Origin of the sequence: Anaerobacillus arseniciselenatis (assembly GCF_001865995.1) — a bacterium.
In the GTDB taxonomy this organism is placed as follows: domain Bacteria; phylum Bacillota; class Bacilli; order Bacillales; family Anaerobacillaceae; genus Anaerobacillus; species Anaerobacillus arseniciselenatis.
This window is the reverse complement of record NZ_MLQQ01000013.1, coordinates 25,266-38,580: the sequence shown is the minus strand read 5'-3', so window position 1 is coordinate 38,580 and position 13,315 is coordinate 25,266. Positions and strand designations below refer to the sequence as shown.

General features: G+C 33.2%; 12 protein-coding genes and 1 tRNA gene. 6 read left to right on the top strand and 7 right to left on the bottom strand.

Features of this window, described 5'->3' with window-relative positions:
* The first annotated feature begins 23 nt into the window (after nt 1-23).
* On the top strand, nt 24-2,021 hold the full coding sequence (locus BKP35_RS18875) for an SNIPE associated domain-containing protein (RefSeq protein ID WP_169819175.1): 1,998 nt from the start codon (nt 24-26) through the stop codon (nt 2,019-2,021).
* A gap of 429 nt (nt 2,022-2,450) precedes the next feature.
* Here the strand turns inward: BKP35_RS18875 and BKP35_RS08525 are convergent, their stop codons facing one another.
* The 3 genes from BKP35_RS08525 to BKP35_RS19835 all read right to left on the bottom strand — a co-directional run bounded on the left by BKP35_RS08525 (nt 2,451) and on the right by BKP35_RS19835 (nt 5,478).
* Nucleotides 2,451-2,804, bottom strand: coding sequence for a hypothetical protein (locus BKP35_RS08525; RefSeq protein WP_071312924.1), 354 nt, complete (start codon nt 2,802-2,804; stop codon nt 2,451-2,453).
* A 522-nt stretch (nt 2,805-3,326) separates the two neighbouring features.
* Nucleotides 3,327-3,515: a hypothetical protein gene (locus BKP35_RS08520; RefSeq protein WP_071312923.1), complete on the bottom strand. Its 189-nt coding sequence runs from the start codon at nt 3,513-3,515 to the stop codon at nt 3,327-3,329.
* A gap of 559 nt (nt 3,516-4,074) precedes the next feature.
* Nucleotides 4,075-5,478 (bottom strand): restriction endonuclease, encoded by a 1,404-nt coding sequence (locus BKP35_RS19835; RefSeq protein ID WP_211274612.1) that lies wholly within the window; start codon nt 5,476-5,478, stop codon nt 4,075-4,077.
* 1,509 nt (nt 5,479-6,987) lie between these two features.
* On the opposite strand from BKP35_RS19835, the gene BKP35_RS08510 reads away from it, so the two are divergent.
* Complete coding sequence (locus BKP35_RS08510; RefSeq protein ID WP_071312922.1) at nt 6,988-8,487, top strand: hypothetical protein; 1,500 nt, start codon at nt 6,988-6,990, stop codon at nt 8,485-8,487.
* A gap of 16 nt (nt 8,488-8,503) precedes the next feature.
* Complete coding sequence (locus tag BKP35_RS08505) at nt 8,504-8,806, top strand: helix-turn-helix domain-containing protein (protein ID WP_071312921.1); 303 nt, start codon at nt 8,504-8,506, stop codon at nt 8,804-8,806.
* 8 nt (nt 8,807-8,814) lie between these two features.
* Here BKP35_RS08505 and BKP35_RS08500 read toward each other — a convergent pair whose 3' ends face one another.
* Both BKP35_RS08500 and BKP35_RS08495 read right to left on the bottom strand, forming a co-directional pair.
* Nucleotides 8,815-9,171: a hypothetical protein gene (locus BKP35_RS08500; protein ID WP_071312920.1), complete on the bottom strand. Its 357-nt coding sequence runs from the start codon at nt 9,169-9,171 to the stop codon at nt 8,815-8,817.
* Nucleotides 9,171-9,407, bottom strand: a complete 237-nt coding sequence (locus BKP35_RS08495) for a helix-turn-helix domain-containing protein (RefSeq protein WP_071312919.1) — start codon at nt 9,405-9,407, stop codon at nt 9,171-9,173. The genes BKP35_RS08500 and BKP35_RS08495 overlap by 1 nt, the downstream gene beginning before the upstream one ends.
* Nucleotides 9,408-10,077: 670 nt before the next feature.
* Here BKP35_RS08495 and BKP35_RS08490 point away from each other — a divergent pair.
* On the top strand, nt 10,078-10,284 hold the full coding sequence (locus BKP35_RS08490) for a helix-turn-helix domain-containing protein (RefSeq protein ID WP_071312918.1): 207 nt from the start codon (nt 10,078-10,080) through the stop codon (nt 10,282-10,284).
* A 69-nt stretch (nt 10,285-10,353) separates the two neighbouring features.
* Entirely contained in the window at nt 10,354-11,499 is a 1,146-nt protein-coding gene (locus BKP35_RS08485) for a tyrosine-type recombinase/integrase (protein ID WP_071312917.1), read from the top strand.
* Nucleotides 11,500-11,622: 123 nt separating this feature from the next.
* Here the strand turns inward: BKP35_RS08485 and BKP35_RS08480 are convergent.
* Both BKP35_RS08480 and BKP35_RS19475 read right to left on the bottom strand, forming a co-directional pair.
* Nucleotides 11,623-11,698, bottom strand: a tRNA-Ala gene (locus tag BKP35_RS08480).
* A gap of 98 nt (nt 11,699-11,796) precedes the next feature.
* Nucleotides 11,797-12,027, bottom strand: a complete 231-nt coding sequence (locus BKP35_RS19475; protein WP_169819173.1) for a hypothetical protein — start codon at nt 12,025-12,027, stop codon at nt 11,797-11,799.
* 256 nt (nt 12,028-12,283) lie between these two features.
* Here BKP35_RS19475 and BKP35_RS08475 point away from each other — a divergent pair, with 256 nt between their 5' ends.
* Nucleotides 12,284-13,279 (top strand): potassium channel family protein, encoded by a 996-nt coding sequence (locus tag BKP35_RS08475; RefSeq protein WP_071312916.1) that lies wholly within the window; start codon nt 12,284-12,286, stop codon nt 13,277-13,279.
* Nucleotides 13,280-13,315: the final 36 nt, after the last annotated feature.

Genomic DNA, 13,315 nt, shown 5'->3' with positions numbered 1-13,315 from the left:
AGCTTAATTGGGGTGTGTATTCAATGGAGAGGGGTAACTGGTATTTATCGACTTGGTTTATTTCATTTTTATTTACATTATGGTTTTTAGTAGTTCCGCTAATTATTGGCATTATTCTATTAAAACAACAGTCGAAAAATAATGTAATTTTTTATAATAACCTTGTTGCAAATACAAAAAGCAAAGAAAGAGAATTACAAATGAAGGAAGACGATTTATGTACTAAAGAAAAACTATTAATAGAAAGTAAAGCTGAAAAAGAAAGACATATCAAGGAACTGGAATCGAGACACTTAGAAAAGCTTAAATTATTGACTAGAGACAGAGAAATTGATTTAAAAACAAGGGAAGTAGCGATTAATAAGAAGGAAAAGAGTTGGGAAGATAGATTAACGGCAAAGCAAAGGGAGTTAGCTTTGAAAGAACTTATACACACTATCAAGGTTACAGCTTTAGTAAAAGAGAAACTACAAAAGATAAGTGAATTAGAAATAACGTTGATTAATGAAGAAAAGGCTTTAAATCAAAAGATTTTAAAAAAGAAAAAGGAACTCTGTCTAATAGAACTGGCACACCGATTAAGGTTTTTATCTAATAAACGATCAATTGAACTAGAGTTAGTAAATCACCAAAATAAAATGAAAGCGATAGTTAATGAAAAACATGAGGAGTTGGCTTTACTAGAGCAAGTGCATATTCAAAATTTGGAGGATTTGACAAAAGAGAAGAAGTTGCAACTTGAAGAAAAGGAAAAAGATTTAAAGCTTAGGGAACAAGACGTTGTTATAAAAATACAAGAAAAACGGAATGAACTTGGCAACCTTGAGTTAGCACATTTGAAAAAATTAGATGCTCTAACTAAGGCAAAGGATGAAGCTTTGTTACTTCGTGAGAAAGATGTTGAGGAAAAAGAAAGAGAATTAAAGGGAGCACAACAAGAAATGCAATTAATCAACCAAAAGATTACTTTAATGAAACAACAAGTTATAAGCCTAGAAGATGAATTATTGTATCAGTCGTTTGGTTTTTATGAGACAAGATTTGACTTAGAAAGTTCAATAGAATACAAGGGATACCTACAGCTAGTAAGAGATAAGCAGAAAGAATTAGTTAAAAATAAGATGGCAGTAGTTAGTCACATTGGTGCGAACCATAAGCAAACAAAAAGCACCAATCAATTTAATAAATGTATTAAATTTGCTATACGCACATTTAATAATGAATGTGATGCTGTAATTAACAAAGTAAAGTTTTATAATGTAGATGTTTGTGAGAAACGGATACGTACAGCTTTTTATGAAATTAATAGTTTAAACATGTATAACTCCTTCGAATTAGCTGAAGATTACCTTAATTTAAAACTAGAAGAGTTATTTTTAGCTTACGAATATTCTCAGAAGAAGCAAGAGGAGAAAGAGGAACAACGACGGATAAGAGAATTAATGAGAGAGGAACAAGAAGCCGAGCGACAATTACAGGAAGAGTTAAAGGTATTAGAAAAAGAAAAGCAGCATTTAGAGAATGCTATGATACACGCATCACAATTTAGTGAAGAAAAAGTTAATGAACTGAAGGGTAGATTAGACGAAATAGAACACCAAATTGCAGATGTTGATTATCGTGTAAAAAATACAAAGGCTGGCTATGTATATGTCATTTCAAATATTGGCTCTTTTGGTGAGAATATATATAAAATTGGAATGACAAGACGGTTAGAGCCTATAGATAGGGTAAAAGAACTTAGTGGGGCATCCGTTCCATTTCGATATGATGTGCACGCTATGATTTTTTCAGAGGACGCACCACAATTAGAAGCATCACTACATCGAACATTTAGTCATAGAAGAGTTAATAAAATTAATGAGAGAAAAGAGTTTTTTAACGTTAGTCTAGAAGAAATAAAAAGAGTTGCCAAAGAAAACCATAACGCCATTATTGAATTTACGATGTTAGCAGAAGCTCAAGAATATAGGGAAACTTTATCAATAAATAAAAAGATAGCTAAACAGTATATTATCTAAATTTAAATATTAGTTTATTTATTGGTAAATTTAGAAGGTGTTGTAATTTGAGAATTATTCGTATTTGCTGAGAGAAGAGTATTTATAGGTCAAGTTAAAAATATGAATGTTGTTGGTGGATCTATAATGTATTTGCAGATTGTTTCACTGTAGGTGAAATGCTCATATTAGAGTAATCGGGATAGGCATTAAAATTGTATACTTACTGCATAGTTCAAAACTTATGTTCATTAAAAATAGGCTTGTTTATGCAATGTAACAATCTTGGAACAAGTTTTCATAAGAAAAATCTTAAAAGAGTAATCAACCTTAACAAGATTAGAAGGTTGATTACTTTTTTAAAATAAGATCACATACTTACCTTGCGCAAACTTAATTTGTCTCTTCATAACTTACTTAGCTCAACTTTATAACAATAATACAATAATCTTATATTCTTGGATCTACCAGATAAAATTTACCCACTACTTCAAAAGCTAAAGTGTCATCTCTTTTAACTCGAAATCTTCCCATTCCTCTACCATCATCTTCTTTTTGAAAAATTGCTATCCCATGCTTCTCTAAAACATCCATTTGTTCTTGTGTTATTACACCTAATGTATTTAAATTAGAATATTTAGTTGTATCCTTCATTTTTAAGCTTTCTATGTAATCGTATATATCTAGAATATTTGTTTCATTCTCATTTAAATACCTTAGTATTTTCCAACTTTGTTTTGAGTCTTTATGATTAAAAAATTGATACATTTCAACCTTTTTTTTGATATCAGATTTATTACTCATGATATTCCCCCTCTAAAAATAAAGAAACCTTATACATGGTATTATGTAAAATAGTCTTTTATGCCACAATATTTGTATGAAGGTCTAATTTCTAGACATATTATCCTACCAAAGAGCAACTGTTTCTAATATTTCATCTACTTCTCTTAGATTTACTTCTAATTTACTCCGTTTCAACGTAATGATTTTCACAGCTTTAACGCATGAGAACTGATCAAATTCTCTATAACATGATACTTATCGGATTACTTTTAAGGTAAGTTAACACACATTACAGGCACTCTTTCCACCAAACGCAGCTCTGTCATTTCTCCTCGGCGATATTCCGTGCATCGATTGTAGCGTATGCCCCTAAAATGGTTCAAGCATAACTCCTCTTACCACATTATTTTTTACTCTAGACGACCAACAGCTGACGAAATCCTGTAAGACAATCAAATTGTTACAACTAGAGGGTACAAAAAGGAGTTATTAATTGAGTAGTAAGCGTCTACCGCTCAGTAGTTATCTAATGTATATTCCCTACTTTATAGCCCATTCCCCTTTACAATCAGGACATTTCCACTTCACAATTCGGTCTCTCTCAATATCTGAAATTCCAATTTTTCGAGTAAAGTGTGTAGCATTATAAGAATCTTGATGTTCTTTCGGTATAGGTTCTCCTTGTAAATCAGCATTACAATGTGGGCAATATTCTTTACTGTTCTTCATCAATTCATATCCTTTCAGTTACTTCAAATTTTTCTCCTCTATAAAGAATTAATCCCATTCTCGTTGTACTGCGCAGCAAATGACATTTTTATTAGTTGACCTTCTTCAACCTAGTTCCATATTGTTGAGGATTTTTTTTAATTATAACTTTCACAAAAAGGATACTTTAGTCTATTTTACTGTTTGATTAAATAGTATAATATCGACTGTTCGAATAACTGAAATGTCTTTTTCTTTTGAAATTCTTTTTAGCAATTCGTTTTCGCTTTCATTATGTAAATACTCATGTAATGCAAAGATATAATTGTGATAATTAGTGTAGTTTTAGTTGCCATTAAATACGTCCGGGCATACATTACATAAATTAAAGCTCTCACAGTTGGACTTGTGTGTGGAACAGACCCAATCGTAGGAGGGAGCATTACCGTTTGAGTACACTTAAACGGTAATGAGAAAAGTATATTCAATAACACTAAATAATATTATGTATCAATTATGGGTTGCTTTGACAATCAAACAAAAACCTTGTGCGGGTGGCACAAGGTTTAAAGTCCTGTAATCATTTATAAAAATCATTGATCTTTACTTCCAACATAGAACGATCCCAGAGGACCACATCATTAGATTGAGCTAACGCAATTGCAGATTTAGTAAAGAAATTGTTTGTAATAACAATAGCTTTAGATAATTGGTAATGTTTTACTCCTGCAACCACTTCTTGAATAGCCTTATTGGAAACACTATTTGAATAACACTTGGTTTGTATGCCTATACGAAGTCCATTTTTTACAGCGACAATATCAATCCCTTGATCGCCAGAAGATGGTGTCAGATTAACTGAGTACCCCATCTTTTTAAATAAGTCGTAAATAAACTCTTCAAATTCCGTTCCACTCATAAAATCAACATCATCCATAGTAACATGCTCAAACTTATCACTTACACCATTTTTCTTCTTATTATTCACTCTCAAACTCAACTCAAAAGCATTACGTTCTATATTCTCTCCATACAGTTTTACTTTATCTTTTATCGCAACAAAAAGCCCAAAGATACTTTTATCGGAAGTAGGTACCAATAAAGGTTTATGAGTATATAAGAAGTAAGTAAAATAGCTAATACTTTGATCAGATTCATGTTCCAGGAAATCAATCTGGTAATAAGATGCGATACATTCATCAAAACTCATTTCTTTAAGCGAAGGAAAATAGCCTCCATAAGATTCTTCAAATTCCTTACTCAATAACTCAATAGCAATGTCTTTTAAAATGCTAATTATAAGAAGATAACCTTTCTCTTTATCATCTATAAATGATTTATCTATTATCCCCTTGTGAAACAATAGATCCAATAATTTATTATAATCACAAAATATTTCCTCTTTATGATTACTTCCAAAATAAAAACCATAATTTTTATTTAAATTCATTTTCCTAAGAAACATAGTTGCTAATAGATCTTCTTCAAGATAATCAACAAAATCGATTGCTTTAAATAAATTTTTCATATATCGTTCAAAGAAAACAATAATCATACTTTTTAAATCAGGCATCTCAATTAATCTCTTTTTCGTATGCTCTAAGCTTTCCAAAAACAGATCCTCATATGAACAAAAATCACTTATATATTTATTAATTTTCCCAATTTCTCTGTTTGAAACATCAAAACAATACTCCCAATCGTTTGATAAGACCTTTCTATTAATTCTCAGTTCATTATAAGTAAAATAATAACAGTCCCTTTGATCATTTTTTAATAAAAAGGTTTTTAATTCATTGTCAGATTCTCTAATTAAGTACCCTTTTTTATCAACAAATAAAAGATGATAGTTATACCTTTTTCCATCTAACAAAGTTTTATTTCTAAAAGTTTTATCAAACTCCAAGCAAGTCCACTCTTTCTGAAGCAACAATGAATTTTTCAAATTATTAAACTCACTAATATTTACAGAAAAATTGCTCATATATCCCTCTCCTCATTAACCACTTTTCTCCAATTATACTAAATTAAAGAATTTATAAAATAGATTTATAATTATCTACTCAAAAAAAGTGTCAAAACTTAAACATTATGATACCAATCATTACTACAGATGAAATCGTTTATGAAATATTGTCAGCACTTAGTGTCATAAGTATCTCAAAACTAGGTATATATACATAAAAAATAATTCCATATTGTTACTATACTTCCGCAAAAGTCAAAATTTATATATCGAATAATTATCCGATAACACTCAATAATATTTAATAATGTTTAATATATTTTTATAACGCTTAATAACAATTGACATCAGCAAATCCGACATCTGTTTAAATGCACACTTGCACGCGAAATGACCTTATCTTCCCCCTAATCCTATAAAGGATGAAAATAATTCCATTCTACTATACAATAGAGCTAGCATTCTAAGTATCTATAACCCACCTTATCAATAGATTACTAACCCTGTTTTTCCGGTCGATCAGGTGCAATCTTAACATATTGTTGTTTATTTTAAAGTCAATTGCAATTAATAAAACAATACATATACATATGTTATTTTTAACATATATGTATATGTATATGTATTAAATAGAACAATTATTAAATCATTGTCAACAACAAAATTAATAATATAAATAAAGTGAAAAAAAGCCTAATACCCCTTATGTTTACTGAGGGGTATTAGGCTTTTGGTCTTCCGCAATCGTGCACTCATCTATTGAACAGTATGCGTCTACTGAGCAGCAAAGATATGTTTACTTAAACTTTTGAATTTACTTCCCATTCTGCATCACAATCTGGACATTTCCCTCTTTCTGTAAATCGTATATTCAACTTATAAGCAGGAGGACTTTTTAGTTTTAGTTCGAAATTATTGCCTAAAAAGTGATTTGACAGGCTTTTATTAGTGAATATAAGTTAGGATACAATTCACATTTAGGAGCAGGGCTTCTAATAAATTTCGTTATCTAAAAAAATTAGTAAAGCTGGTGAAAAGTAAAGACAACCCGTTCCACTTATTAAATATAGAAGGAACTGGCAACTCAAAAAATCCAATAAGAAACTGAATACTACAAAAAATCGTGTGATGATTATCAGTAAATAGTAAGTTATACCGTCATCAAACCAACAAATACTTCTAGTCTAGTACAGCATGTAATTTAATAACGTAGCAAAGATGTAAAGAGTTATACTAAGTAAAATTTTTTTGTCCCTTTTAATTGAATTCTCTAAATAAATTGGTTACAATTATAATAACAAATATAAAAACACTAATTGCGAAGCACGCAAAAATATCTCTATGAGATTTTTTGCGTGCTTTTTTTGTTTTATATTTCCGTACAAATACAGAAAATACACAAAGCACTACAGAATATGCCCTTTCCCTGCTAAGGAAAGTTATAATATTGGTTTTGTTTTATGCCTAATGTGTGTTTTGTGTGTGAGCGTCTTTACTTAAAATAATAATTTGATGAGGTGAGCTTTAATGAATAAGAATTCCTGTTTTGATTATCTCAATAACAATCAAAAAGAGATAATCAATAATTATTTGACTTTTCGTGATAATAATGGTGTCGTCTCATTTGATGGGTTTAAAGCCAAGAAATACATTTCTAACAAGGAAAAGACTTTAAAAATCTTAAAAAGTGAAATTAGTTGTCTATTTTTCAGGATAATTTGCGGCAGATGTTCTATTAAAAGTTCCAAAAGTGATTTTAATCAACTAACCCCAGAGGAAAGAAAGCAATTTAATCCAGATGTGTTCGATCCGATTAATATAGAGGAAGAAGATTACTTCTTTATTTCTAAGGAAAGGTCACCTACAACACTTCATAGTACCTACAAAAAAATCAAACCATTTTACTATTGGATTTTAGGAAAACTTGATAAAAAAGCCGATGAAGATAATGATAAGTTCCGAGAATTTAGAAGAACAAAAAAGAATGTTATGGCTTTTTTAGAGCAGTTTCCTACCAATGAAAGCGAATATCCAAATGATATTATACTCAATAAAAAAGTGAAATCGTTTTTAACAAGAGAAGAAATGATTATTATTTATAATATGCTTTTAAAAAATATAAAAGCATTTAACCCAATACGTGATGCTAGTGCTTGGCAATTAACCTGCACGACTGGTATTCGTCCAGAAGAAATAATCAACATTAGGATTGAGCACTTTCAATTAAATGCAGAGGGGTTAATAGAACTAAATTATAGAGGATGGGGCATTTTAGACCTTCCTGCTCAGGCAAGCAAAAGGGGTATGAGCCCTTCTCATGCTTTATATAAAACCCCTGTACCGTATGAAACCGTTAAACAACTAAATAAATATTTGACACATTTATATTTGAACCAAGGAAAGAATGTACCAAAGGGAAAAGGTTACCTTTTTCGACCGGACGTTTCAAATATAGAAAGACCGTATAAAAAAAATTTCATGTGGAAGATCATGAATAAAATGAAACCACATCTTGATTTCCTTTCGATTGAACAAAGAAGAGACTTTGAATTAAAAGCAGGTAGACGTAGTATGAATAACCTAATCATGGGACCAAAAGTTACTCTTCTACCTGAAGATCTTAATGGAAAAGTCCAAGAGATGGCGGCAAATTACCAAATGAGGCACAAACCAAATCAAACTATTGCGGAAAAGCATTATACACAAGAGATTTCAGAAGATGATTATTATAGAGTATTAGAACATACAATTAACTTCCCTTGGAATCTTAAAGAACTTGAGAAGTGGGAATTAAAATATGGCTATAAAAAACCACTAGTAACATCTACAAAAGATGATACAACAACTAAGCTACCAGAAGAAAAAACAGCTACTGCAACCATTGCCGAAAACAATCTTACTGAAGTCGTATCAAAGTTAGAGAACCAACTCCATGATCTTAGAGTTAAACCTAAAGGAATGACGGCTCGACAATGGATGATTGAGAGAAACCAGATAAAAAAAGAAATTCGAAGATACACAATTTAATATAGGGGGAAACAAAATGACAAAAGATTACGTAGATTTCATAAGATATTCTACCTGGAAAGAGTTTGAGAATTCAGGTCAATTCCCAGGGCCTATCCCACGGATTTTTGAAATGATTGATGATGACATGATTTTAACGACCCAGGATATTAGTGAATTGCTAGATGTTAGTGGGGAGACTGTCAGAAGATGGTGTCGCCAAAACAAACTTCGAATTGTCGCTCCTATTGGACAATTTCGTGTTTTAGGGGAGGATTTAAAAGAATTTGTCTACCAATGGTATCGGAAAGACCTAGTTAAGAAGGCTAACCAATTTTAATAGATTGGTTAGCCTTCTTTCTTATAATAATTAATTAACCTATCCAATTTTTCTTTCATTTTGTCAATTTGCTCCCTGTTAGTTTCCGTTCGCAACTTATGAATCATCTGTAAGAGTTCTTTTCTTTCACGTTTGGGATTGTATATTTTAGACTTTATTTCCCCTTTTTGAACACCCTTAATAAAATTAATTAAATTACCATTGGTTTCACAACGATGACAGTCCCATTCCGTTGTATCTGTGCACATGTTGATCGGCTTCCCACAATGCGGACATGGAATCACCACTTGATTTTTTTCAGGTAAAAAAAGATAGTCGATTTTTTTTTGCTTAAAAAAGGACAAAACGGCATATTCTTTTCCCATTACACTCGATCCCAATAGGGTGTCACTTTTGCTTTTTTCATAAACGCCTTAAAATCCTCACCTACAACGATATATTTTCCACCAAATGAATAAGATGGCAGTTTTCCATTTCGACACCACCTTCTTACACTTTCTACATGCATGTTTAACAAATCCGCGATCTCTTCAGGATGTAAAACGGTTTCATCTGGTACATCGAAGATGGCATGAATGTCTTCTATTGAATGGTTTTCCATAGTAAATATCACCTCTAGCAAACCATTTTTCACACAAATCACAACATTTATACGTATTTATTTATTTGTTGTTATATTTAAATACAATGAATAGGACCTTGATCATTGGTAGACTGCTTTATTACGATAGTAAGGTTCTTTCTATAGGAAAGATGTTATATTTAGGTACTCCCTGTTAGACATCTGAAACTGTACCAAAAATATAATATTTTTTTGTTTTTATGTGTACTTACAATAGCCGTCTAACGAATGACTACTTATACTTAGGATAACGCAATAAATTTTCATTTTTAATGCACCCAAAATATTGGGCAATGAATCTGTAACCTAACCACCCTTTGTTTTATTAGAGGTTTTATGGTGCACATAAGAAAGGAGTTTAAAATATGGCCAAATAAATAATTTTTTGTTCCATAAATCCAATCACCAAATGACTTATAAAAAGGAAAAAGTGGAACAAGCACCTGACTTGATCAAACAAAGAAAAAGAAAAATTTAGTATTTTTGAATGTACTTTCACTCGCCACCCCAATCTCAGTAAGCTATGATGGAAACAAGAAGTAATACAACAACTACATATTAAAATAGCGGAAGTACCGCGAGATCGATTTAGGGACAAGTCTCTCTAAATGGTCTTGCGGTACTTTTTTATTTGAAAGGAGCAACCAAAATGAGTGTAAAAACGTTAAATGAAGATTACCCGATTGTCCTTACGGCATCTGACATTGCTGAAATCTTGCAAATATCCAAGCCCACCGTTTACGAGCTGATGCGACAACGCGACTTCCCAATCATCAGTGGAATCGGAAACATCAAACGGGTGAAAAGGGATGCCTTTTTCGCCTGGCTAGACAAGCGTTCTCAACAAGCAGGTTAATCCAACGGGCATGTGGTTATACTTCTAATGACCACATGCTTACCAAACCAAAAAATGGAGGTAAGCAACATGTTAAAATCGTTAAAAGGCTCTATAAAACCAAGAGGAAACTCCTTTCAAGTAAAATATGATGCCGGTCGTCACCCTCATACTGGTAGACGAATCCAAAAGACTGCCACCTTTAAGACTGAAAAAGAGGCAGAACAATTTTTAATTGAGGTGAACTATAAGCTCAACAACGGCATCTACAAAGTAGAAACAAAAGAGACATTTGGTGAGTATTTCAAACGATGGTTTGACACCATGCATAAAAAGACGGTCGCAGAAACGACCGCTGAAACCCGTGACTGTTTGGCAAGAAAACACCTGATCCCAAGATTTGGTTATCGGAAACTAAGTGAAATTACCACGATGGAGCTCGATTTTTTTTATAGTGATAAAATTGATGATGATTATTCTCCCAAAACCATCAAGGAATTGCATATTCTCATGAAAAAATCACTAGATCAAGCCGTTAAATGGGGATTGCTACAATCGAACCCAGCCTTATCCGCTACGCCCCCCTCCCTCGTTCCTAAAAAAGCTGAAATATGGGACTACGACCAATGGGATCAATTCCTAGAAGTAGCTAAAGCGTATGGGGATGAGGAGTTCTACACTACTTCTTATTTTACAGGGGGAAGACGAGGGGAACTGCTCGGGCTTCAGTGGAAAAGTGTGGACCTTGAGAAGAAAAAAATTCACATTCATCAAACGTTGGCATACACCAAAACCAAAAAACTTCACTTAAAGGAGCCCAAAACCAAAAGTTCCAATCGAACGATTTCCATCGGCGACTTGGTGGTGGAAGCGTTAACGAAGCAAAAAGAAAAGCTGGAAGCAAGAAAGAGAGAGTTAGGAGATGGCTACCAAGACCTAGACCTTGTGTTTCCCAATTCCTTTGGCGGGTTTAAAACCCCAAGAAACAAATTACGAGAATTTTATTCGTTAACCGAAAAGGCCGGTCTTACACGTATACCGCTACATAATTTGCGGCATTCCCACGCGACCAACCTCTTAAAAGAAGGGATTCAGCCAAGAGTCGTGCAGGAGCGTTTCGGTCATGCTGATTTAAGAACCGCTCAAGAAATTTATTCCCACGTCACCCCAGATATTCAGGAGGAGGCAGCGGTGAAGGGCGAGAACGCGTACAATGCCCGAAAAAAGAAGGCCTAAGCATTAGGAACCTTTGGTCAATGTTGTTGGACGTTGTGAACAATTGTGAACAACTCTCCGCAAATGAAAAACGACACGGTGCCTCATTTAGATGAAAAACCGCGTCGTTAGTACGTTTATGTATGGTGGAGACTAGCGGGATCGAACCGCTGACCTTTTGGCTGCCAGCCAAACGCTCTCCCAGCTGAGCTAAGCCCCCACATTTTTTAAACTTAAAACGATTATAGACAAAATAGGCAAAAATATCAACAGGATTTTTATTGCCATTTTCATTTATCGTAAAAATTTTATTTGATTTTAAAATAAGACAAACAAAACGTAATAGGCAGCCCCTGCCACAATCGCTGCTATTAATGCCGTTAACACATTTTCTTTTATAATCTTTTTATGCTTAACTAAGTCAAACATAAACCAACCGATAAATATCGTAAAAATAAAAACGATGACTTGTACCAAAATATAATCCGCTCCCCTACTTGCTTTTGCTTCTACTATCTTAATATGTTTTTCGGTAGATGTAAAATGCAAAAAAATTCAAATGAATATTAGTAGGGGGAAATATTCCGGCATCAAAGTTTTTGCATGTTTCTACGACTAACAACATTTCGAGCTCGCGTGACTTTTTCTCCTACTTGTAACAGGTTCAGGTGTACGACATCTTCTCGTGTTACCTTTTCACCCTACTTGTTCAGTTTCGGGAACGAGAAACGATAATAAATCCTAATTTTCCCTACACAATAGGACATACTAAACAACACACCAATTTTTTTCGGGGGTAGGAATTATGAACTTTTCAGCTGTAGCGCATACGTACGCCCGTTTTCCAGTGATTGTTCGTTTATTTTTAATGGTTATCGTACTTATTATTACAGCAGGGATTGCGATCCATTTTATTGAGCCTGAAACTTTTCCTAGTATTTTTGAAGGAATTTGGTGGGCAATTGTAACAGCATCGACGGTTGGCTATGGGGATTATGCTCCTGCATCAACGGTCGGACGACTGCTTGCTTTTATAGTTATCATGTTTGGCATTGGCGTCGTTTCTTTTTTTGTAACAACGTTAGCCTCTTCAACAATTACAACCCGAAACGCCTTAAAACATGGGGAACTTGAATTTAAAAAAGACGGTCATTTCATCATAATCGGTTGGAATGAACGATCGAAAAATATGATTATACATTTACAAAAACTAAATCCACTGCTTGAAATCGTTTTAATCGATCAAACGTTGAAACAATGTCCGTTAAAAAATCATCAAATGCATTTTATACGTGGCAATCCGCTACAAGATGATACACTTCATCGCGCGAATATCGAAAAAGCTCATACAGCTGTAATCACCGCAAATTTACACGGGCAAGAGGCGGAATCCGATGCGAAAAGTATTATTACTTTACTTGCCTTAAAGGGACTGAACCCTAACCTATATACCGTTGTAGAAATTTTAACGCCTGAACAAAAAAACAATTGCGAGCGAGCGGGCGCTGATGAAATTATCGAGACATCTCTTTTAACGAGTTTAGCGATGGTTAATAGTACGTTGTATCATGGGATCAGCTCTGTTATTCACGAATTACTGGAACACGAAAAAGACCATATGCTTTTATACGATGATGTCCCAAGTAGATATTTCGGTCAACCTTTTCAACAATGTAGACTTGATTATGAACATCAGGATAAGCTAATCATCGGAATTAAAAGAAGAGACCAAGTCACACTACACCCGCCTAGGTCTTTTATTCTTAATGAAAGAGACCAGTTCATTGTGATTAAACGGTAAAAAGTGGCTGTCTCGAAAGTGGCTGACACTTTCATT

What these genes read in the sequence shown, in the direction of transcription:
- BKP35_RS08490 (WP_071312918.1), top strand. Translation starts at nt 10,078, where the DNA reads ATGAGTGTAAAAACGTTAAATGAAGATTACCCGATTGTCCTTACGGCA.
- BKP35_RS08520 (WP_071312923.1), bottom strand. Translation starts at nt 3,515, where the DNA reads ATGAAGAACAGTAAAGAATATTGCCCACATTGTAATGCTGATTTACAA.
- BKP35_RS08495 (WP_071312919.1), bottom strand. Translation starts at nt 9,407, where the DNA reads ATGGAAAACCATTCAATAGAAGACATTCATGCCATCTTCGATGTACCA.
- BKP35_RS18875 (WP_169819175.1), top strand. Translation starts at nt 24, where the DNA reads ATGGAGAGGGGTAACTGGTATTTATCGACTTGGTTTATTTCATTTTTA.
- BKP35_RS08505 (WP_071312921.1), top strand. Translation starts at nt 8,504, where the DNA reads ATGACAAAAGATTACGTAGATTTCATAAGATATTCTACCTGGAAAGAG.
- BKP35_RS08510 (WP_071312922.1), top strand. Translation starts at nt 6,988, where the DNA reads ATGAATAAGAATTCCTGTTTTGATTATCTCAATAACAATCAAAAAGAG.
- BKP35_RS08525 (WP_071312924.1), bottom strand. Translation starts at nt 2,804, where the DNA reads ATGAGTAATAAATCTGATATCAAAAAAAAGGTTGAAATGTATCAATTT.
- BKP35_RS08475 (WP_071312916.1), top strand. Translation starts at nt 12,284, where the DNA reads ATGAACTTTTCAGCTGTAGCGCATACGTACGCCCGTTTTCCAGTGATT.
- BKP35_RS08485 (WP_071312917.1), top strand. Translation starts at nt 10,354, where the DNA reads ATGTTAAAATCGTTAAAAGGCTCTATAAAACCAAGAGGAAACTCCTTT.
- BKP35_RS08500 (WP_071312920.1), bottom strand. Translation starts at nt 9,171, where the DNA reads ATGGGAAAAGAATATGCCGTTTTGTCCTTTTTTAAGCAAAAAAAAATC.
- BKP35_RS19835 (WP_211274612.1), bottom strand. Translation starts at nt 5,478, where the DNA reads ATGAGCAATTTTTCTGTAAATATTAGTGAGTTTAATAATTTGAAAAAT.